Here is a 19,556-nt window from a genome sequence, read left to right on the forward strand (position 1 = left end):
ATCAGGATCGCGGACGATTTCTACGCCGCTGCTGTAACAGGACGCTAACAGAGGAATGGGGCGAGAGCGAGAGGTGCGGAAAGGACGCACCGTTCTCGATTTGCGAACGACGGCAGTACGTCGGTATACAGTCCTATTTTATGACCTTGCATATTGCATTCGCCGCTGGCGGGTTTAACGTCTGCGCACATCGTGTCGCGTGAGTATCCTTCCATGTCTTCTGCCTCTCCCTCCTCCCCGGTTACGGCCGCCATGCTCGCCATCGGCGATGAGCTCTTGTCGGGTCGCACCAAAGACAAGAATATCGGACACCTCGCCGATGTCCTCACCATGTCTGGCATCGACCTGAAGGAAGTGCGGATCGTCGCCGATGATGAGCCAGCCATTGTTGAAGCTTTGAACGCTCTTCGCGCTCGCTACGATTACGTGTTCACCTCGGGAGGAATCGGCCCAACGCATGACGACATTACGGCCGATGCCGTGTCCGTCGCATTCAACCTGCCCTGCGAGCATGATGCGGATGCCTTGCAAATTCTCGCAGACATGTATCGCGCCCGGGAAATGGAGTTTACCGAGGCGCGCAAACGCATGGCCCGCATGCCGCGCGGCGCACAGCACATCGCCAACCCTGTCTCGGTCGCGCCAGGCTTCATCGTCGAGAATGTCTATGTCATGGCGGGCGTGCCGCAGGTTTTCCAGGCCATGCTCGACAATGTCGTGCCGACCCTCAAAACGGGCGCGAAGATGATGTCCCAGTCGGTGACATCGCAATTTGGGGAGGGTGACATCGGAACGCCTCTGAGCGAAATCCAGAGGGCTCACCCTCAGACCAGCATCGGTTCCTATCCGAAATATGACGGGCAGCGCTTCTCCACCGAAATCGTGGTCCGCGCGCGAGATGCGCACCTGCTGGAGGCAGCAGCAAGAGACGTGGCGGCGATGATTGAAAACATTGCGAAAGTGAAGGCTTCCTCCACGTTTGCGTGAACTCCTTTGGGCGCAATACGTTTAATCTGTGCAGGTTCCGTCTTGATAAGGATCAAGGCGACGAGCGAATGACGGGATCATCTTGGACCTGTCATTGATGCGTCACAAGGAGAATGGCCATGGGCTACAGAACGATCCTCGCTGTTGTCGACACCGCTGAAAACACGCGTCATCTGGACGCTTTCGTGGCTCAGCTGGCGCAACAATTCTCTTCACATGTGATAGGGCTTCATATGGAGACGCTGGCGGCCGTACCGCTTGTCGCACCTATGGAAATCCCCGATCCCGCCACCGTGCAGGCGGTACAGGATGTGGCCCATAAGGAAACCGAAGAGTCCCAGAAAGTCTTTGCCGAAGGCATGACAGCGAACGGTATTTCCAGCGAATGGCGCAGCTTCGCTTCTTCGGTCGGTTACTCCGCCAAGTCCTCGCTTCAAAGCGCGCGCTGCGCCGATCTGATTGTTGCAAGACAGCATGCTTCGTTTGCCTTGTCGGATAGCCGCGCCGATATCGACAATTTTCTCTATGAGAGCGGTCGTCCTGTTCTTCTTATCCCTAACATTTTAACCGAGCCGAAACCGATCCGCCGGGTGCTGATTGCGTGGAATGGATCGCGGGAAGCAACACGCGCTACCTTTGACGCCTTGCCCTTCCTTAAGGCAGCAGAGAGCGTCGAAGTGTTCTCCGTCGACATGGAAGACAATGATTCGCAGACCGCGGCCCTGGCGGGTTCTGAGATCGCCGCAACGCTTGCACGCCACGGCATCAATGTGACGGTGACCTCGCAGGAAAAAATTCAAGGTGTCGCGCCGCATACGGCGATTGAAAATCGACTGGCGGATACCAGTATCGATCTGCTGGTGATGGGTGCCTATGGTCATTCCCGCTGGTGGGAAATGCTGTTTGGCGGCGTGACCCGCACGCTCCTCGACTCGATGACGGCGATGACCTTGATGTCCCGCTGACGCGAAAACATCCTCCAAAAAGAAACCCGCCGGGCGACCGGCGGGTTTCTTTTTTCTTTAGTCGCAAGAGGACTAGTGCAGGATCTGACTCAGGAAGAGCTTGGTGCGCTCATGCTGCGGATTGTCGAAGAACTCCTGCGGGGCGTTCTGTTCGACGATCTGGCCCTGGTCCATGAAGATCACGCGGTTGGCCACCTGGCGGGCAAAGCCCATTTCGTGGGTGACGCAGAGCATGGTCATGCCGTCTTCGGCAAGGCTCACCATGGTGTCGAGCACTTCCTTGACCATTTCCGGGTCAAGTGCCGATGTCGGCTCGTCGAAGAGCATGATCTTGGGCTTCATGCAGAGCGAGCGAGCAATCGCCACACGCTGCTGCTGGCCACCGGAAAGCTGGCCGGGATATTTATGCGCCTGCTCGGGGATCTTGACGCGCTTCAGATAGTGCATCGCGATCTCTTCGGCCTCCTTCTTGGGCATTTTGCGAACCCAGATCGGCGCCAGCGTGCAGTTTTCCAGAATGGTCAGATGCGGGAAGAGGTTGAAGTGCTGGAAGACCATGCCGACTTCACGGCGCACTTCATCGATCTTCTTCAGATCGTTGGTCAGTTCGATGCCATCGACGACGATGCTGCCCGACTGGTGCTCTTCCAGGCGATTGATACACCGGATCATCGTCGATTTGCCGGAACCGGATGGCCCAGCGATAACGATGCGCTCGCCCTTCATGACCTTGAGGTTGATATCGCGCAGCACGTGAAAATCGCCGTACCACTTGTTCATGCCAGTGATTTCGATCGCGACATCCGTCGCCGAAACTTCGAGCTTCTTTGCTTGGGTTTCTGCCATGAGATTTTCCCTTACTTTCTATGTCCGGTGTCGAGATGGCGCTCCATGAACAGGGAATAGCGCGACATGCCGAAGCAGAATATCCAGAATACGAACCCGGCAAACACATAACCCGTGACAGGTGTCACCGGTGTTGCCCAGTTCGCATCCGACTGGTTGAGGTTGACGATACCGAGGAGGTCGAACATGCCAATGATCGACACGAGCGACGTATCCTTGAAGAGACCGATAAAGGTGTTGACGATGCCGGGAATGACGAGCTTCAGCGCCTGCGGCAAAACGATCAGACGCTTCTTCTGCCAATAATTCAGGCCAAGCGAATCCGCACCTTCGTACTGCCCCTTCGGAATGGCCTGAAGGCCACCGCGAATAACTTCCGCCATATAAGCGGATGCAAACAGCGACACCCCGACCAGGGCACGCATGAACTTGTCGAAGGTCACGCCTTCGGGCAGAAACAGCGGCAGCATGATGCTGGCGAAGAACAGGACAGTGATCAGAGGAATGCCGCGAATGACCTCGATGAAGGTCACGCATAGTGTCTTGATCACGGGCATCGTTGAACGACGACCAAGCGCCAGGAGAATGCCAAGCGGCAGCGATACGGTGATCCCGAAGAAGGACAGGATGAGCGTGACCATCAGCCCGCCCCAGAGCTGCGTCTCCACCCGCGGCAGGCCGAAGTAACCGCCAACCAGCAGGAAGAAGGAGACGAAAGGCAGCACGAGGAAAAGCAACACGGCATTGGCCGTCTTGAAGGGTGCCTTCGGGATCAGCATCGGGATGAGCAGAATGACAAACATTGCTGCGACCAGAAGCGGACGCCAGCGTTCATCAAACGGATAACGTCCAAACATGAACTGCTGGAACTTGGCGCCAACGAAAGCCCAGCAGGCTCCGGCTTGGCCATCCGGCAGAGTGCCGCCCTGCGCGACGGTAAGGCAAGCCAAGCGATCGGTACCGGTCCAGACGGCATCGACGAACAAAAACTGCACCAGAGGCGGAAGGATGTAGGCGAGCAGTGCGATGGACAGCACTGTCATCACGACGTCCTTCGGCGTGGCGAAGAGTTTCGTTTTGAGCCAATGCGCGACACCGACCTGGCTGGATGGCGCCGGCTGAGCCGGCACCAATTCGCGGCGGATATAGGAAACGGAAGTAGTTGTCATATCGCTTATCTCTCCACCAATGCCATCTTCGCGTTGAACCAGTTCATGAACAACGCCGTCGTGATGGACAGCGACAGATAGACGATCATCCAGATCGCCACGACTTCGACAGCCTGACCCGTCTGGTTGAGGATGGTACCACCAATCGCGACGAGATCCGAAAAGCCAACGGCAACAGCGAGCGACGAATTTTTCGTCAGATTGAGATATTGGCTGGTGAGGGGTGGGATGATGATGCGCATCGCCTGTGGAACGACGATCAGGCGTGTCGTGGTGCTGGAACGAAGGCCGAGTGCCTCGGCCGCTTCCGTCTGCCCCTTCGCGACGGCCTTGATGCCGCCACGGACGATTTCAGCGATGAAGGAGGCGGTGTAGAAGGAAAGCGCCAGATAGAGCGACATGAATTCCGGTGCAATAACCGAGCCGCCGGCCAGATTGAAGCGACCAAGAACGGGCACGTCAAAAGTCAACGGTGCGCCAAGCGCCAGAAAGGTCAAGATTGGCAAGCCAATGATGACCACAGTGCCGACCAGACCGGTACGGAACGGCTGCCCGGTGCGCATCTGCCGGGCCTTTGCCCAGCGATAGACGAAGAAGGTAATGATGATACCGACGAGGAATGCTACAGGAACCATCCAGGCACCCTCACCCCAGACGAACTTGGGGTAAAAGAAACCGCGATTGTTCAAATAGGTATCGAGTGGCAGAGCAAGCGATTCACGGGCCTGCGGAAGAATCGTAATGACGCCCTTGTACCAGAAGAAGATGACGAGAAGCGGCGGCAGATTGCGGAAGATTTCCACATAGGCCTGTGCAAGTTTCGAGACCAGCCAGTTTTTGGACAGGCGTGCAATACCGACGAGGAAACCGATGATCGAGGCCGTAATGATGCCCAGCACTGCCACCTGCAAGGTGTTCAATATACCGACGATCAGTGCGCGACCAAACGTGTTGTCATTGTTGTAGTCGATCAGCGTCTGACCGATATCGAAACCGGCTCTTCCGTTCAGGAAGCCAAAGCCAGAGGCGATGTTGGCTCTCTGAAGATTCTGGATGGTGTTGTTGGTGATGAACCAGACGGCCAGCACCAGGATGATGAGCGTCACGGTCTGATAGAAGATGGACCGCATGCGCGGATCGTTGATCATGGACGTCGCGCCGGATGCGCCGGACGGTCCAGAACGGATCGTCTTGCCTGCCATAGGCACCTTTCCCTCTATATGCTCTTTTCGAGCTTATTTTATGAAGAAGAAGGAGGCAGAGATGATTATCCCCGCCTCCTGCACAAGCTTTTAGGCTTTAAAGCAATCAGCGAACCGGAGGCGCGTACTGCAGGCCGCCCTTGTTCCACAGAGAGTTCAGGCCGCGCTCGATCTTGAGCGGAGAGCCAGGACCGACGTTGCGGTCGAAGACTTCGCCGTAGTTGCCGACAGTCTTGATGATGTTGTAGGCCCACTCGTTGGTGACGCCGAGATCGGTACCGATCTTGGTGCCTTCTTCAGTGCCGAGAAGACGCTTTACGTCCGGGTTGGCAGAAGCCTTCTGCTCGTCGACGTTCTTGGAGGTGATGCCAAGCTCTTCAGCATTGATCATGGCGTAGTGAACCCAGCTGACAAGGTCGAACCACTGGTCGTCACCTTGACGAACCGCAGGTCCGAGAGGCTCCTTGGAGATGATTTCAGGGAGAACCATGTTTTCATCAGGGTTCTTCATCTTCAGACGGATTGCGTAAAGGCCGGACTGGTCCGTGGTGTAGACGTCGCAACGACCGGAGTCGTAAGCGGAGGTCGCGTCGGATTCCTTTTCAAACACCACCGGGTTGTACTGAAGGTTGTTGGTCTTGAAGTAGTCGGCGAGGTTGAGCTCGGTCGTCGTGCCCTGCTGAACGCAGACGGCAGCGCCGGAGAGCTCGAGAGCAGACTTCACGTTCAGGCTCTTCTTAACAATGAAGCCCTGGCCGTCGTAATAGTTGACGGTGCGGAAGTTGAAGCCGAGAGACGTATCGCGGCTGATCGTCCAGGTGGTATTACGTGTGAGAACGTCGACTTCGCCGGACTGGAGAGCCGGGAAACGATCCTTCGAGGTCAGCGGAACGTACTTGGCCTTGGTCGGATCACCGAAGACGGCAGCAGCGATACCGCGGCAATAGTCAACGTCGATACCGGACCATTCGCCCTTGTCGTCGGGGTTCGAGAAACCCGGAATGCCAGAGCTGACGCCGCAGGTGACGAAGCCCTTTGCCTTAACATCCTGAAGAGTAGCGGCAGATGCAGCCGTTGCAGCTCCAAATACTGCTGCGCCAATAGCGGCTGACAGAAGTGCCTTTTTCATTTTTCCCAACCTTTGTCTCTTTTTTCTCGATTGGAGATGACCGACGCATGCCGTGCGCTCGCGACAGCCTCTCCGCTTCACCTCCCGGTGTGCGCCCCTATCACAATCGCAATTGCCGCCATGGTCAAGACTTTCGCTAAGCAATTGTGTCTAAAAAACGGAATTTTCAAATTTTCGGCTTTTAAGTAAGCATATGACTATTTTTTGCGCGAAAAGAGCTCAAAATCTGTTCATCCTGTCTGACAGATAGACTGGTTTTTCCCCCTGCTCAGACAAGCGGCTTGACCGCAAGAGTAATTCTTCGGCATCTTCCCGCATCACATTAATGAGAGACTTCCAGCATGAAAAACAAGAACGAAATCCTCGGCGCCTCGGGAGTGAATACACGCCTTGCCCATCTCGGTAACGAGCCGTTCGACTTTTTCGGCTTCGTCAATCCTCCGATTGCCCGTGGTTCGACCGTTCTTTTCCCGGATGCCGCAACGCTGATGTCGGGTGACCAGCCATACACTTATGGCACTCATGGCACGCCGACGACAGACGCGCTATGCAAAATGATCGACGAGCTGGAAGGCTCGGCTGGAACGATCCTCCTGTCGTCCGGCCTTGCTGCCGTGACCGTTCCGTTTCTCGCTTATCTATCCGCCGGCGACCACGCGCTGATCGTCGATTCGGTGTATTTTCCGACCCGCCGCTTCTGCAATACGATGCTCAAACAATATGGTGTCGAGGTCGAATATTATGATCCCGCGATCGGGGCTGGCATCGAGGCGTTGATCCGCCCGAATACGCGGCTCGTCCATCTGGAAGCGCCCGGCTCGAACACTTTCGAAATGCAGGACGTGAAGCTGATTTCGTCCATCGCACACCGCTACGACTGCGTCGTTACCATGGATAATACCTGGGCGACGCCGCTCTATTTCCGCCCGCTGGATCATGGCGTGGACGTCTCCATCCATGCTGCGACGAAATACCCGGCAGGCCATTCCGACGTGCTGATGGGCTTCGTATCCGCCAATGAAAAGCACTGGAAGAAACTTTGGGACGCCAATACCAATCTCGGCATGTGCGTAACGTCCGACGATGCCTATCAGGTGCTGCGCGGGATGCGCACAATGGGAATCAGACTGGAACACCACCAGAAAAGCGCGCTTGAGATCGCTCAATGGCTTGAAACGCGCGACGACGTCGCCAGCGTCCTGCACCCCGCCCTGCCCAGCTTCCCGACACACCATATCTGGAAACGCGATTTCAAGGGATCCAGCGGCGTATTCTCGTTTGTCCTGAAGGCAGATCCGGAAAAGTTCAAAGACAAGGCCCATGCCTTCCTTGATGCCCTGTCCATTTTCGGGCTTGGTTTTTCATGGGGCGGCTATGAATCTCTGGCCGTCCTCGTCAATCTCGCCGATCGGACGGTAGTGGCTGGCCCGAGCGGAGGACCGGTTATCCGGCTTCAGATCGGGCTTGAGGATGTTGCGGATATCAAGCGCGATCTGGAAGCAGGGTTTGCCGCGGCGGCGAAAGCCTAAAGCCCTTTTGCGCGGTAGCCATAGAGCCAGTCGAAGTCCGCAAGGAATTTTTTCGGCGGGCGCAAAGACAGCAGAACATCGCGCCCGATCCGTAGAGGGCCTCGGGCGTGATAGGCAAAGCTGTTCAGCTTTGCGCGTCTGCGCGCCTGCTCGACGCGTGGCATGCGATGCGCCTCAAAGCGCTGAAGCGATGAGCCCAGCGAATTCCCTTGCGCAACGAAATTGGCCAGTTCAAAGGCATCCTCGATTGCCATTGCCGCTCCTTGAGCGGCAAAGGGCATCATCGCATGGGCTGCATCGCCGATGAGAACCGTGTCCCGCCCGTTTTGCCAGCGGCCGGGGCCAGCCTGGAAGAGCGGCCAGAATGTCGGTGTGGAGGGCCGCTCCAATGCGCTCGAAAAAGCTGGATGCCAGTGGCGAAATTGCTCGATGAGAAATGCCTTCTGCTGACCTTGCGCTTCCGCCTTCCACGTGTCTCCGGGATTTGCGCCAACAGCAATGGCGACGACGTTGAAGCCGCCTGTTTCTGCCAGCGGATAGGCCACGACATGCGCGGATGGGCCGAGGAAGGCCGTCACAGCGTTACGATTGAGAAACTCAGGCGCGTCATCGCCAGTCAGCGTGAAGCGCCAGGCGATGTTGCCCGAGAAGGTCGCGACGGGGCTGTTCGGTACGGCATAGCGTGTGCTCGACCAAACGCCGTCGGCGCCGATGATCAGATCCGGCTCAGTGAAGATTGTCTTGACAATCTCGGAGTTGCTGGCGCTCTCCAGCCTTTTTCCAAGATGCAATCGGCACAGAGGATTGTTTTTGACGACCGCAAGAAGTGCTTGCTGCAGGCTCGCCCGATGCAGCACGCCGTAGGGTGCGTGCCAACGGCTCCTTGCCACACTCTTCATCGGCAGAGACACGAGCGTTTTGAGGGAAAGGCCGGACGCCAGATCGACCGTCTCGGGCTCAAGCCATGTCTCTTCAATCAGTGGCAGGACATCGAGGGCGGACAGGATATTGGCGGCATTGGGCGAGATTTGCAGCCCCGCGCCGACCTCTACGAGTTCGGACGCCTGCTCGACGATGTCACTTGCAATGCCATGACGGGCAAAAGAAAGGGCGGCGGTGAGACCGGCTATACCGGCACCGACAATCGCCACGGATTTAATGGGCATGGAGAGCCCCGATATTTATGGGGTTACGCTGCCTTCACGTGGAAGACGCAGCCGGGAGGATTGGTCTGCGTGGCCTTCAGCGACGGATCGTAGCGATAGAGCGTGGAACAGTAGGAGCAGACCTTCTCGTTTTCGTCGCCCATATCGATGAAGATATGCGGGTGATCGAAAGGAACGGATGCCCCCGTGCACATAAATTCCTTGACGCCGATCTCGATCATGCGGTGTCCGCCGTCGTTCTGGAAGTGAGGAATTGTGTGGCCGGCCATGTTCGTCTCCAAATGCAAGTTCGTCTCTGAGCCAACGCTCGTATTGTTCGAGTATGTAGCGTTAAATCACTCCAACCTCCATAGAAAAGAGCGTTGAATATTCCCAACACCACTATTTCCTGACATATGGTCGGCAAAAAAGGAGGTCCTTGATGAATCTCAACCTGCCGCAATTTTTGTCCTTCCAGCGCGAGGGACTTCAACTCGCCTATTTCGACGAGGGCGACCCGTCCGGCGCACCGGTTCTTCTCATTCACGGATTTGCGTCGAGTGCGGCAGTGAACTGGGTTCATCCCGGCTGGGTGAAGACGCTCGGCGACGCCAGCTATCGTGTGATTGCACTCGATAATCGCGGCCACGGGGCCAGCGACAAGCCGCATGACCCGAATGCCTACTATCCGGCCGTGATGGCTGAAGACGCGGTTGGTCTGCTCAACCACCTTGGCATCCCCGAAGCGCATGTGATGGGTTACTCCATGGGGGCGCGTATCGCTGCCTTCGTGGCGATGGCACATCCCGATCGCGTCCGGTCGCTGGTGTTTGGCGGCCTTGGCATCGGCATGGTGGATGGCGTTGGGGACTGGGATCCGATTGCGGATGCGCTTCGCGCGCCATCGCTTGATGTCGTCACCCATGAACGCGGGCGCATGTTCCGCGCTTTTGCCGAGCAGACGAAAAGCGATCGCGTCGCACTCGCCGCCTGTATCGAGACATCGCGCGTTCTGGTCACCCGCGAAGAAGCGGCGAAGATCGAGGCACCGACGCTGATTGCTGTCGGAACGAAGGACGATATTGCAGGGTCGGGCCAGGAGCTCGCCGATCTGATGCCGCATGCAAAGGCCATCGACATTCCCAACCGCGATCACATGTTGGCAGTGGGAGATCGCGTCTTCAAGGCGGCGGTATTGGAATTCTACGGCGAACTCGACTGATCGGCGTGATCAAGACATGCCGTTCCACAAAGCTGTCAGAAAAACTGATGCTTTACCACCTTTAACGCTGCTCGCGCATACCCATTTCTGTGCAACGCATTTTTCTGTATACTGAAGCAAACCGGTTTTAAGGACAGCTGACATGGTCGCACGCATAGAGACCCGCCAGAATGATCAGATCACCGTCGTCGATCCGATCTGGGGCAGCCTGTTGAACGAAGCGCGCACAGCCGCCGCGCAGGATCCCCTGCTTTCGGCGTTCTTCTATTCCACAATCCTCAATCACCATTCGCTGGAAGAAAGCGTCATCTATCGCATCTGCGAGTTGCTCGACCATCCGGATATGCAGGCCGTTCTGTTGCGCCAGACATTTTCAGAGATGCTTCACGACTGGCCGGAATGGGGCGCAATTCTGCGCGTCGATATCCAGGCCGTCTATGACCGCGACCCAGCCTGCACGCGCTTCATCGAGCCTATTCTTTACTTCAAGGGTTTTCACGCCATCCAGACCCACCGTCTGGCCCATTGGCTGTGGTCGAAAGGACGGAAGGATTTTGCGCTCTATCTGCAGAGCCGGTCCTCAAGCGTTTTCCAGACCGACATCAACCCGCAGGCCAAGGTTGGCAAAGGCCTGTTCCTTGATCATGCCACCGGGCTTGTCGTCGGCTCGACTGCGGTCATCGGCGACAACGTCTCCATTCTCCAGGGCGTCACGCTTGGGGGCACCGGCAAGGAAACCGGAGACCGTCACCCGAAAATTCGCAGCGGCGTGCTGATCGGAGCAGGCGCCAAAATTCTTGGCAATATCGAGGTTGGAAGCTGCTCTCGCGTTGCGGCTGGCTCGGTCGTCTTGAAGCCCGTTCCTCCCAATACCACTGTTGCCGGCGTGCCCGCCCGGATCGTTGGCGAAGGCGGCTGCAACGAGCCTTCCCGCATCATGGATCAGATCATCGGCGCGGATATCTGATCAACCTCAATGCGATAAAATTGCCTATGTGGATCACGTAGTGGACCGCATAGGCGATTTGCCTCTTTGACTTTACTTTGGCCTTTAAGCCGTGCCACAAGCGGCGCAGATTGAAAATCACGATGTCCGAACAATGCGCCTTCAAGGACGATGGACGACGTGAGAACCGCACAGGAGAAGACTGGTGAAAGCCGACGAAATCAAAAAGCTCGACGCCTATTTCAAGCGTACTTTCAACGACAAGATGGCCGTCAAGGCACGTCCGCGTAAGGATGATTCCGCTGAAGTCTACATGGGTGAAGAGTTCCTCGGCGTCGTCTATATCGACGACGAAGATGGCGATCGTTCCTACAACTTCTCCATGGCGATCCTCGACGTCGATCTTTGATCGCGTCACACAAATCGCACGATATCAGCCGCCCGAGACAATGGTCTTCGGGCGGTTTTTTGTTGCTGCAAGAGGCGGCACGATAACCGGCGAAGCGATTTTTTGTCGTCCACCTCACAAGGCTGGAACCAAATTGTTAACCGCTCGTTTTTTCGCTGTCCCCCCGATGAAGCGTGAGGCGGCGATCAAAACGGGAAGCCCCTGATCCCGAGCCACCTCACGCTTCCCCTTCCTTCGCAATTCGTTCATAGCCGTCGGTGTGGACCGGCTTGTCCACAGGGCGCCCGCTCTCTCGACAAAAAACATCGTCTAAAATCAAAAAAATCGAAATTGCCGCTTGCGGAGAATCCGCGGCCTGACTATAAGGCCCCCACCACAGCGCACGCGCCCTTCGTCTATCGGTTAGGACGTCAGATTTTCATTCTGAAAAGAGGGGTTCGACTCCCCTAGGGCGTGCCACTTCTCCTATATATTCATGACCTTACGCGCAGAGCTTGATCAAGCGCTTTAACCTGTTCGCAGCCTACGTCGGATGGTCACGCAGACGATTTCGCGTGTTTAAGCTTCAAAACATGCATCGCCTGTCATCACGCGCTACGGCGCAAAGGCTGCGTCCAGAACGCGCAACTGCACCCGCTTCTGTCCCTGCCAATGCTCGGCCCCCAAGGTGCCTGCCACATGGATCTGGCGGCCGCGGGCTGCCATCAACATCTGGCCGAGAGGCGCATCAGCAGCACGGAAGGCAATACCGTCGAGGCGCGAGCCATCCAGAGCTTCCAACGTAATCTTGATGTGCGAGGTACCAACAATGCGCACGTCGCGCAGCCGGTGCGCCGGCACGGCGAAGATCGGCTGGGAATGGCCCGATCCATAGGGGCCCGCCTGCTCCAACTGGTCAATCAGCGCCAGCGTGGCACCGGATGCACCGATAGCACCGTCGATTTTCAGCACGCTGTTTTCGACGAGCTGCGACACCGTCTTTTGTGCGGCCTCTTCGAAGAAGGTACGCAAGCGCCCGAGATTGGCGCGCTCCACGGTGAGACCGGCTGCCATGGCGTGGCCGCCGCCCTTGATCAGCAGACCGGCGTCGACGGCATTGCGCACCATCCGCCCCATGTCGAAGCCATTGATGGAGCGCCCCGAGCCCGTGCCTCGTCCCTGCGAATCGAAGGCGATAGCGAAGGCAGGACGGCGAAAGCGATCCTTCAGCCGTGAGGCGAGAAGTCCGACGATGCCCGGATGCCAATTCTCCCTGGCGGTGACAATAACGCCAGCACCAGAGCCATCACCATATTCGAAGAGCGCTTCCGCTTCTGCTTCGGCGAGCATGGCCGCCTCCATTGCCTGGCGCTCGCGGTTCAACTCGTCCAGCTTCTCCGCAATGACGTCAGCCTGCGTGCTGTCATCCAGTGTCAGGAGCCGACTTCCAAGGGCTGCATCCCCGATACGTCCGCCGGCATTGATGCGGGGGCCGATCAGAAAGCCGAAATGATAGGGCGTGACAGGCCCCCCAAGTCCCGCCTTCTTGAAGAGGGCCGCCAGCCCGACGTTGTTCATATGGCGTGCGGCAACCAGTCCCTTGACCACATAAGCGCGGTTCAGGCCCTTCAGCGGCACGACATCACAGACCGTCGCCAGCGCCACGATGTCGAGATAGGTCAGAAGGTCGAGCAGGAAAGCCTGGCGGTTGTGCCGCTCTTTCAGCACCCGAAGCGTTGCCACCAGCACGAGGAACACCACGCCTGCGGCGCAGAGATGCCCCTGCCCCGACAGATCGTCCTCGCGGTTTGGATTGACCAGTGCAACTGCGGGAGGAAGCTCGGTTCCGACCTGGTGGTGGTCGATGACGAGCACATCGGTTCCCGCATCGCGCGCGACGCTGAGCGACTCATGGCTGGTCGAGCCGCAATCGACGGTGATGATCAGCGTCGCACCGTTGGCGGCGAGTTGCTGCATGGCGGCGGGGTTCGGACCGTAGCCTTCGAAGATGCGATCTGGAATATAGATTTCAGGCTCGAGACCGAAATGGTGGAGGAAGCGGTACATCAGCGCCGAGGATGCGGCACCGTCCACATCGTAATCGCCGAAGATGGCGATCTTCTCGCGCTTTTCGATCGCGTCGGCAATACGCTTTGCGGCGTTCTCGCAATCCGTCAGCGTGTGGGGATCGGGCATCAGTGAACGGATTGTTGGATCGAGAAATGCAAGCGCGTCATCCACGCCGACATTGCGGCCCGCCAGCACGCGGGCGATCAGTTCCGGGATACCGTGGACCTGCGACATGGCGAGCGCACGGTTTTGCCCGGCCTGATCAAGCCGCGACATCCATCGCTGGTCCGTTGCCGATCGCTCCACCCCGAGGAAGGCCCTCGGAACGGCATCGACCGTTTCAATCATTACCATAGTCAGCCCGTACCGCCGTTCATGCTCTGCTTAACGGGCTAACGACCGATCCGGTCTTTTTCAAGCTAAAACCGGCGCTTATGTCCCCAGTTACCAAAGTGGCAGGAAGATGAAGGCAGAAAGCCCACATATGATTGCACCGACAAGACAGAAGAGACGCCAGTCTCGCTCTTGACCCGTGGTCTCGAATTCCAAGCTCGGGACATTGTCATTTGCGCCGACGCGAGGAATTTTACGGCGGGATACCAGACCCCGCGGATGATCATCTCTGAAGAGCATTTTCGATTTCACGGCAGCGCCTCCCTTCGCTTAGGTGAATTCTAACAGGATCATATCACCAGAGCCGAAGCTTTTGCAAAGCCTACCCAAGGGCGAGAATGATCTTAAAGCGTGACGCGAGGGTTAGAGAAGGCCTTGGGTGACCAAAGCCAGAAGCACATAGCGTCCTGCCTTGGCGAGGGTCACGATGGCGACGAAGGATGGCAGAGGTTCACGCATCACGCCTGCGACCACTGTCAAGGGATCACCCACGATAGGAAGCCAGCTTGCCAGCAGAGACCACCGCCCATAGCGGGCGTACCAGCCTTGCGCCTTTTCGAGCTTGTCGCGGGAAACCGGAAACCAGCGCCGATCACGATAGTGCTCGATGCCTCGTCCCAGATACCAGTTGAGGATGGATCCGAAGACGTTGCCAAGGCTTGCGACAGCGACAAGCAACAGAATGGAATAGTGCCCAGTCGTGATCAAATAGACCAGGACCGATTCCGACTGAGCAGGAATCAGCGTTGCCGCAAGAAAAGCAGACGCGAAAAGGCTGAGATAGGCTCCGATGTCACCGCTCATCGCGTGGCCGTTGGCGTGACGTCAGAACCAACGCCCCGCCTACTGCAGCAGAAAAGCACGGAAATCGTTGACATTGGTGCCCGTCGGACCAGGCGTAAAGAGATCGCCAGCCAGGGAAAAAGCCGACCACGCATCGTGGCCCGAGAGAAAGGAGCGCGCATCGCCCCCAGCGGCACGGATGCGCGCCACGGTTTGTCCGTCACAAAAGGCGCCGGCATTATCTTCCGATCCATCAATTCCGTCCGTGTCCGCTGCGAGCGCCGTTATATCCTCGCTACCCTGCAAGTCGAGAGCGGCCGAAAGCAGCAGCTCGGAATTTCGACCGCCCTTTCCATATGTACCGCCGCCGATCGTCACCGTTGTTTCGCCGCCGGAGAGAAGCACCATGGATTTGCCTGCTGACGCGCGGCTTGCAAACTCCCGCGCCAAGGCAGCATGCATTCTGCCGATGTCCTTCGCCTCCCCTTCGATGCAGTCTGAAAGGATGATCGGTTCCACGTCCCGTTCCACAGCAAGCTTGGCAGCCGCTTCCAGAGAAACACGGGCTGAAGCAATGACATGCACCTCGTGTCCGGCAAAGGTTGCGTCCGAAGGCTTCGGTGTCACCTCTTGGTGAATAAAATCGACGATCTTCTGGGGCAGCGTGATTTTGTAGTCGCGGATCACTCGCAACGCTTCGGAGGCGTCGCCTTCATCCGGCACTGTCGGACCGGAGGCGACGAAGGCCGGATTGTCTCCCGGCACGTCCGAAACGATCAGGCTGACGACGCGCGCCGGATGGGCAAGAGCAGCTAACCTTCCTCCCTTTATGCGGGAGAAATGCTTTCGCACCAGGTTCATGGCGGAGATCGGCGCCCCGGAAGCAAGCAGCGCCTCGTTAAGCGCAATTTCGTCTGCAAGCGAGAACCCTTCGGGTGGTGCAGGCAGCAGCGCCGACCCACCACCGGAAATAAGAGCGATGACGAGATCATCCTTCGTCAGGCCTTGGACCGAGTCGATCAGCGCTTGAGACGCGGTAAGGCCGGCTTCGTCCGGGACGGGATGGGCCGACTGCAATATCTTGAAGGTCTGGCAGGCAGCCACAGGTCCATGACGCGCGACCACGACGCCTTCGAATGGGTGGGGCCACAGCCGTTCGAAGGCTTCTGCCATCTGGCTTGCCGCCTTCCCGGCACCGATCACGACGGTCCGGCCTGTTGGTCTTTGCGGAAGATGTGCCCGGATTGCCTCATAGGGGTCTGCTGCGCGAACTGCTGCAAAAAACAAATCTTCCAGAAATGCGCGTGGGTCGGCAATCACGACTCTCTCCCAAGAGCAATAGAAACACTCTCACCCAGCATGTCGTGTGCGACGACCCGCGACAAGGTCACTTTACGGCAAAAACACCAGGAGAGCTTCATTCGTATCTTGATGAAACCAGCGATGCGGTTGAAGCGTTCGATGGGTGACAGCCATAAATTTCAACAGGCGCGGGAGAGCCACCATGACAAACACGGAAAATCTCGGTCCGGAATATCAACACCACCACAATAAGAACCGGTTGCTTCACCGCCGCTTCGTCTGGTCTCGCCGCAAGTCCAAGCCATGGGGCCTGACGATTGCGGTGATCGGCACTCTGATCGTCGCTGCCGGAATCGTCGCCGTCACCTATCTGGTGACATCGCATCCCGGCATGCCTGAGCCTAATCCGGGTATCGAAACGCAGGCGATGCGATAGGCTTGATGATTGACACTGGCCGGCGGCCAAAGAACGAGGGATGGGAGCCATTGTGACGGGGATCATCATTACGACGCTGATCGTGGTCGTCTCCGTCATCGCTGCGCTCGTCGCTCTGTCGCGCCGGCAGGAGCGGGCGATCACGAAGATTGCCTCCACGGCGCTCCCCAAATCCGACGACGCCACGCCGCTAGACCGGCACTGGGCGGGTATTCGCAAGGGTGACGATGACGCGAGACTGACGGCATTGGCGCTGGTGCAGTCCAACATGGGTGCTTTTGCCGTCCGCGTCGCAACCGCTCGCGCTGCCGGCCGCAGTCTCGATCTTATGTACTATATGTGGAATGCCGATCTCACCGGTCGGCTGATGATGCGGGAGGTTCTTGCCGCGGCGGACCGAGGTGTTCGCGTTCGACTTCTGTTGGATGATCTCGGTGTCACCATGTCGGACAGGATTTTTCACGCAATTGATAGCCATCCCAATATCGAGCTGCGCCTGTTCAATCCGACGAAGGCGCGGGAGAACATGTTCCGGCGTGGTATCGAGCTTGTTCTGCGTTTCCGCAGCGTCAACCGAAGAATGCACAACAAGGCCTGGATTGCAGATGGTCGCGCGCTGATCATCGGTGGGCGCAATATTGGCGACGCCTATTTCGGTGCGGCTGAGGCTGCGAATTTTCGGGACTTCGACGTGCTTGCTCATGGCAAAGCGGTCTGCGATGCCGAAGAGATCTTCGACGACTACTGGAACAGTGCCGTTGCCATACCGGTGCGGTCACTGCTTGCCAAAAGGCCGAGTAGACTTGCCAGGCTACGGCGCAAGCTCGATCGTCTCGCAACAAGCGACGCTGCACGGCCCTATCTTCAAAAGGTCGAAAGCCTTCATCACGACGGCCAGTTCCTGATGGCCGACCGACTTCACACCGTATCGTCGGCAACGGTTCTGGCGGACCCACCAGAGAAAGCCGCCGGCAAGCGCCGCAGCGGGCATAACTATCTGATGGAGAACCTGCTGCCGGTTCTGGAAGGCGCCAAACATAAGCTCAAGATTACCTCGCCCTATTTCATTCCTGGGCAGAAAGGTGTCGAGACGCTGTCACGCCTCTCGGCCAGCGGAGTCTGCGTTTCTGTGTTGACCAATTCGCTCGCCGCCACCGATGTCGCCGCAGTGCATGCCGGCTACGCACGCTACCGCCGCCCTCTCCTGTTGAATGGCGTCAAAATCCACGAGCTGAGGTCGCTTGCCGACCAGCATAATTCGTTGTCTCTTCGAGGTTCTGGACAGGCGAGCCTGCACACCAAAGCCTTCACCCGTGATGGAGAGACCGGCTTCATCGGATCGCTCAATTTCGACCCGCGCTCTATGTCGCTGAATACCGAAATGGGTGTGCTGTTCAATTCGCCGGAACTGGCGAGCGCAATGGACGACATATTCAAACAGGAAACCAGCCGCGAGATGAGCTTCGAGTTGGCACTCAACCCTAAGAGACGGCTGATCTGGACCGGGCTTGTCAAAGGCAGGCCCCGTCTTTACGGCAACGAGCCCTATGCCAGCCTGTCGAGGCGCGGGATCGCGCTCATCATGGGCATTCTTCCGCTTGAGTCCCAGCTTTAAAATGAAAAGCCGCCCTTGATGCAAGGACGGCTGAGAATGATTGTGATGCGCGCGCGCCTCAGGCCGCTGCGGCTTTCTGGCCGTTGCCCCGGGCCGTCTTGATCTGCACCAGGGTATCGAGGTTCTGGTTCACGCGGCAATAGAACTCCTCCTCGATGAAGGGGCGCAGCATGAAGTCGTTGCCGCCGGCCTTCAGGAAGCGAGCAGAGAGCAGACGATTGGTCGAAGAGGACACACCGATGATGCGCAGCTCGTGCGACCCACGCATGGTGCGAATGCGACGGGTCAGTTCGAAGCCATCAATGTCCGGCATGTTGTAGTCGGTGACGACGAGACCGATGTCCGGATTGTTGCGAAGAATCTCGAGCGCCTTAGCGCCGCTATCGGCGAGGCTGACGCGAAAGTTATAGCGCTTCAAACGACTGGACAGCAGTGCACGCGCAGTTGGGCTATCGTCGACGATCAGAACGTGGTGACGATGGTTGGTCAGGAAGCGGCAGACAGATTCCGTCAGCATGTCGACGGCAAAGACATTGTCCTTGAGGATATAGTCGACAACTTCCTTGGTGATCAGCTTCTCGCGCGTATCTTCGTGGAAGGTGCTGGTGAAGACGATCGTGGGGATCGACAGATCCACCAGATATTCCAGCGCCTCGCCGTTTTCCGCACCTGGCAGATTGATGTTGGAGATGGCGAGCGTTACCTCTTCGCTGGAGTGTTCATAGCACTCTTGCAGCTCTTCGAAATTGCGGCAGACTTCGACGGTCAGCCCAAGCAACTCCTTCAGACGCGCTCCGATCATCTGAGTAAAGACGTTTGAATCTTCCGCGAGCAATATTCGCGTATCGTGGAATGGAACGCCGGAATATTGCATACCTGTAATGCCGAGAAAATTCATGTAGTCCCCCAGAGCCAAATCTTGGAGAGACAATAGAAAATTTTATTTTCTGAAAAATTAATGCGAATTTTCGACGATTATCTTGGTTTATAACCCGTGAATTTCGATGCATTGCGTGCACATGTTCTAAAGTTTCGGCGGGGACAGCTCCCTCAAGCCGCAAACTTCCGCAATACCTCAGTCACGATGTTGAGGTCGTATGGCTTGGGAAAGAAAACGCTGCGCGGTGGCAGGGTTTCCTGGTCGAGGCGATGGTGCCCGGAGGTCAACAGAATGCTGATCGGCCTGTCGGTTTGGCAGGCGAGATGCGCAAGTTGCACGCCATCCATGCTGCCTGGCATGTCGATATCGGTAAAGAGCACGCCAACGTCGGTCCGCGCCTGCAGGATTTCCAGTGCTTCGTCGGCCCCACCGGCCTCGATTGCACTAAAACCCGCATCTTCGACCATATCGACTGCCATCATTCGCAGGAGTGGATCATCCTCCACGACCAGTACGACATGTTTGGCGAATGGTTGCTTCTGTCCCATC

19 protein-coding genes and 1 tRNA gene are annotated in these 19,556 nt (G+C 57.4%); 9 read left to right on the plus strand and 11 right to left on the minus strand.

Annotation, left to right across the window (positions count from 1 at the left end):
• The first annotated feature begins 213 nt into the window (after positions 1-213).
• Together AC07U5_RS08705 and AC07U5_RS08710 are read left to right on the plus strand one after the other, a co-directional pair.
• Positions 214-987: a competence/damage-inducible protein A gene (locus AC07U5_RS08705; RefSeq protein WP_113274217.1), complete on the plus strand. Its 774-nt coding sequence runs from the start codon at positions 214-216 to the stop codon at positions 985-987.
• 119 nt (positions 988-1,106) lie between these two features.
• Positions 1,107-1,952 carry a universal stress protein gene (locus tag AC07U5_RS08710; protein ID WP_113274216.1) on the plus strand — a complete coding sequence of 282 codons (846 nt, stop codon included), beginning with the start codon at positions 1,107-1,109 and terminating at the stop codon, positions 1,950-1,952.
• Positions 1,953-2,024: 72 nt separating this feature from the next.
• Here the strand turns inward: AC07U5_RS08710 and AC07U5_RS08715 are convergent, their stop codons facing one another.
• The 4 genes from AC07U5_RS08715 to AC07U5_RS08730 all read right to left on the minus strand — a co-directional run bounded on the left by AC07U5_RS08715 (position 2,025) and on the right by AC07U5_RS08730 (position 6,298).
• A complete protein-coding gene (locus AC07U5_RS08715; protein ID WP_062425471.1) occupies positions 2,025-2,798 on the minus strand; it encodes an amino acid ABC transporter ATP-binding protein in 774 nt (257 codons plus the stop codon).
• 11 nt (positions 2,799-2,809) lie between these two features.
• The gene (locus AC07U5_RS08720) at positions 2,810-3,967 is read right to left on the minus strand and encodes an amino acid ABC transporter permease (protein WP_494722787.1); all 1,158 of its coding nucleotides are present in this window, start codon (positions 3,965-3,967) and stop codon (positions 2,810-2,812) included.
• 5 nt (positions 3,968-3,972) lie between these two features.
• A complete protein-coding gene (locus AC07U5_RS08725; RefSeq protein WP_113265900.1) occupies positions 3,973-5,169 on the minus strand; it encodes an amino acid ABC transporter permease in 1,197 nt (398 codons plus the stop codon).
• A gap of 106 nt (positions 5,170-5,275) precedes the next feature.
• A complete protein-coding gene (locus tag AC07U5_RS08730; RefSeq protein WP_062425474.1) occupies positions 5,276-6,298 on the minus strand; it encodes an amino acid ABC transporter substrate-binding protein in 1,023 nt (340 codons plus the stop codon).
• Positions 6,299-6,639: 341 nt separating this feature from the next.
• On the opposite strand from AC07U5_RS08730, the gene AC07U5_RS08735 reads away from it, so the two are divergent.
• On the plus strand, positions 6,640-7,827 hold the full coding sequence (locus AC07U5_RS08735; RefSeq protein WP_494722788.1) for a cystathionine beta-lyase: 1,188 nt from the start codon (positions 6,640-6,642) through the stop codon (positions 7,825-7,827).
• Here the strand turns inward: AC07U5_RS08735 and AC07U5_RS08740 are convergent.
• Positions 7,824-8,993: an FAD-dependent monooxygenase gene (locus AC07U5_RS08740; RefSeq protein ID WP_494722789.1), complete on the minus strand. Its 1,170-nt coding sequence runs from the start codon at positions 8,991-8,993 to the stop codon at positions 7,824-7,826. The two genes, AC07U5_RS08735 and AC07U5_RS08740, sit on opposite strands and share 4 nt — an antisense overlap.
• 23 nt (positions 8,994-9,016) lie before the next feature.
• The gene (locus tag AC07U5_RS08745; protein WP_062425477.1) at positions 9,017-9,262 is read right to left on the minus strand and encodes a zinc-finger domain-containing protein; all 246 of its coding nucleotides are present in this window, start codon (positions 9,260-9,262) and stop codon (positions 9,017-9,019) included.
• Positions 9,263-9,414: 152 nt separating this feature from the next.
• Between AC07U5_RS08745 and AC07U5_RS08750 the strand changes: the two genes are divergently transcribed.
• The 4 genes from AC07U5_RS08750 to AC07U5_RS08765 all read left to right on the plus strand — a co-directional run bounded on the left by AC07U5_RS08750 (position 9,415) and on the right by AC07U5_RS08765 (position 12,008).
• Positions 9,415-10,194 carry an alpha/beta fold hydrolase gene (locus AC07U5_RS08750; protein ID WP_494722790.1) on the plus strand — a complete coding sequence of 260 codons (780 nt, stop codon included), beginning with the start codon at positions 9,415-9,417 and terminating at the stop codon, positions 10,192-10,194.
• Between the two features lie 142 nt (positions 10,195-10,336).
• A complete protein-coding gene (gene cysE, locus AC07U5_RS08755; protein ID WP_062598132.1) occupies positions 10,337-11,161 on the plus strand; it encodes a serine O-acetyltransferase in 825 nt (274 codons plus the stop codon).
• A 184-nt stretch (positions 11,162-11,345) separates the two neighbouring features.
• Positions 11,346-11,549, plus strand: coding sequence for a DUF3126 family protein (locus AC07U5_RS08760; protein ID WP_062425480.1), 204 nt, complete (start codon positions 11,346-11,348; stop codon positions 11,547-11,549).
• A 384-nt stretch (positions 11,550-11,933) separates the two neighbouring features.
• Positions 11,934-12,008 (plus strand) — tRNA-Glu (locus tag AC07U5_RS08765).
• Between the two features lie 135 nt (positions 12,009-12,143).
• Here AC07U5_RS08765 and recJ read toward each other — a convergent pair.
• From recJ to AC07U5_RS08780, 3 genes are all read right to left on the minus strand, one after another.
• Complete coding sequence (recJ, locus tag AC07U5_RS08770; RefSeq protein ID WP_494723275.1) at positions 12,144-13,946, minus strand: single-stranded-DNA-specific exonuclease RecJ; 1,803 nt, start codon at positions 13,944-13,946, stop codon at positions 12,144-12,146.
• Between the two features lie 408 nt (positions 13,947-14,354).
• Positions 14,355-14,795 (minus strand): YqaA family protein, encoded by a 441-nt coding sequence (locus AC07U5_RS08775; protein ID WP_494722791.1) that lies wholly within the window; start codon positions 14,793-14,795, stop codon positions 14,355-14,357.
• 39 nt (positions 14,796-14,834) lie between these two features.
• Positions 14,835-16,094, minus strand: coding sequence for a glycerate kinase type-2 family protein (locus AC07U5_RS08780; protein WP_494722792.1), 1,260 nt, complete (start codon positions 16,092-16,094; stop codon positions 14,835-14,837).
• A 184-nt stretch (positions 16,095-16,278) separates the two neighbouring features.
• Between AC07U5_RS08780 and AC07U5_RS08785 the strand changes: the two genes are divergently transcribed.
• Together AC07U5_RS08785 and AC07U5_RS08790 are read left to right on the plus strand one after the other, a co-directional pair.
• A complete protein-coding gene (locus tag AC07U5_RS08785) occupies positions 16,279-16,512 on the plus strand; it encodes a hypothetical protein (protein WP_062425485.1) in 234 nt (77 codons plus the stop codon).
• Positions 16,513-16,552: 40 nt separating this feature from the next.
• Positions 16,553-18,127: a phospholipase D family protein gene (locus AC07U5_RS08790; protein ID WP_494722793.1), complete on the plus strand. Its 1,575-nt coding sequence runs from the start codon at positions 16,553-16,555 to the stop codon at positions 18,125-18,127.
• Positions 18,128-18,185: 58 nt separating this feature from the next.
• Here AC07U5_RS08790 and AC07U5_RS08795 read toward each other — a convergent pair whose 3' ends face one another.
• Positions 18,186-19,025, minus strand: a complete 840-nt coding sequence (locus AC07U5_RS08795) for a response regulator (RefSeq protein ID WP_062425487.1) — start codon at positions 19,023-19,025, stop codon at positions 18,186-18,188.
• A gap of 152 nt (positions 19,026-19,177) precedes the next feature.
• The gene (locus AC07U5_RS08800; RefSeq protein WP_062425488.1) at positions 19,178-19,555 is read right to left on the minus strand and encodes a response regulator; all 378 of its coding nucleotides are present in this window, start codon (positions 19,553-19,555) and stop codon (positions 19,178-19,180) included.
• Position 19,556: the final 1 nt, after the last annotated feature.

It is taken from the genome of Agrobacterium sp. GW821-FHT02D03 (assembly GCF_059421725.1).

What these genes read in the sequence shown, in the direction of transcription:
- AC07U5_RS08705 (WP_113274217.1), top strand. Translation starts at nt 214, where the DNA reads ATGTCTTCTGCCTCTCCCTCCTCCCCGGTTACGGCCGCCATGCTCGCC.
- AC07U5_RS08710 (WP_113274216.1), top strand. Translation starts at nt 1,107, where the DNA reads ATGGGCTACAGAACGATCCTCGCTGTTGTCGACACCGCTGAAAACACG.
- AC07U5_RS08715 (WP_062425471.1), bottom strand. Translation starts at nt 2,798, where the DNA reads ATGGCAGAAACCCAAGCAAAGAAGCTCGAAGTTTCGGCGACGGATGTC.
- AC07U5_RS08720 (WP_494722787.1), bottom strand. Translation starts at nt 3,967, where the DNA reads ATGACAACTACTTCCGTTTCCTATATCCGCCGCGAATTGGTGCCGGCT.
- AC07U5_RS08725 (WP_113265900.1), bottom strand. Translation starts at nt 5,169, where the DNA reads ATGGCAGGCAAGACGATCCGTTCTGGACCGTCCGGCGCATCCGGCGCG.
- AC07U5_RS08730 (WP_062425474.1), bottom strand. Translation starts at nt 6,298, where the DNA reads ATGAAAAAGGCACTTCTGTCAGCCGCTATTGGCGCAGCAGTATTTGGA.
- AC07U5_RS08735 (WP_494722788.1), top strand. Translation starts at nt 6,640, where the DNA reads ATGAAAAACAAGAACGAAATCCTCGGCGCCTCGGGAGTGAATACACGC.
- AC07U5_RS08740 (WP_494722789.1), bottom strand. Translation starts at nt 8,993, where the DNA reads ATGCCCATTAAATCCGTGGCGATTGTCGGTGCCGGTATAGCCGGTCTC.
- AC07U5_RS08745 (WP_062425477.1), bottom strand. Translation starts at nt 9,262, where the DNA reads ATGGCCGGCCACACAATTCCTCACTTCCAGAACGACGGCGGACACCGC.
- AC07U5_RS08750 (WP_494722790.1), top strand. Translation starts at nt 9,415, where the DNA reads ATGAATCTCAACCTGCCGCAATTTTTGTCCTTCCAGCGCGAGGGACTT.
- cysE (WP_062598132.1), top strand. Translation starts at nt 10,337, where the DNA reads ATGGTCGCACGCATAGAGACCCGCCAGAATGATCAGATCACCGTCGTC.
- recJ (WP_494723275.1), bottom strand. Translation starts at nt 13,946, where the DNA reads ATGATTGAAACGGTCGATGCCGTTCCGAGGGCCTTCCTCGGGGTGGAG.
- AC07U5_RS08775 (WP_494722791.1), bottom strand. Translation starts at nt 14,795, where the DNA reads ATGAGCGGTGACATCGGAGCCTATCTCAGCCTTTTCGCGTCTGCTTTT.
- AC07U5_RS08785 (WP_062425485.1), top strand. Translation starts at nt 16,279, where the DNA reads ATGACAAACACGGAAAATCTCGGTCCGGAATATCAACACCACCACAAT.
- AC07U5_RS08790 (WP_494722793.1), top strand. Translation starts at nt 16,553, where the DNA reads ATGGGAGCCATTGTGACGGGGATCATCATTACGACGCTGATCGTGGTC.
- AC07U5_RS08795 (WP_062425487.1), bottom strand. Translation starts at nt 19,025, where the DNA reads ATGAATTTTCTCGGCATTACAGGTATGCAATATTCCGGCGTTCCATTC.
- AC07U5_RS08800 (WP_062425488.1), bottom strand. Translation starts at nt 19,555, where the DNA reads ATGGGACAGAAGCAACCATTCGCCAAACATGTCGTACTGGTCGTGGAG.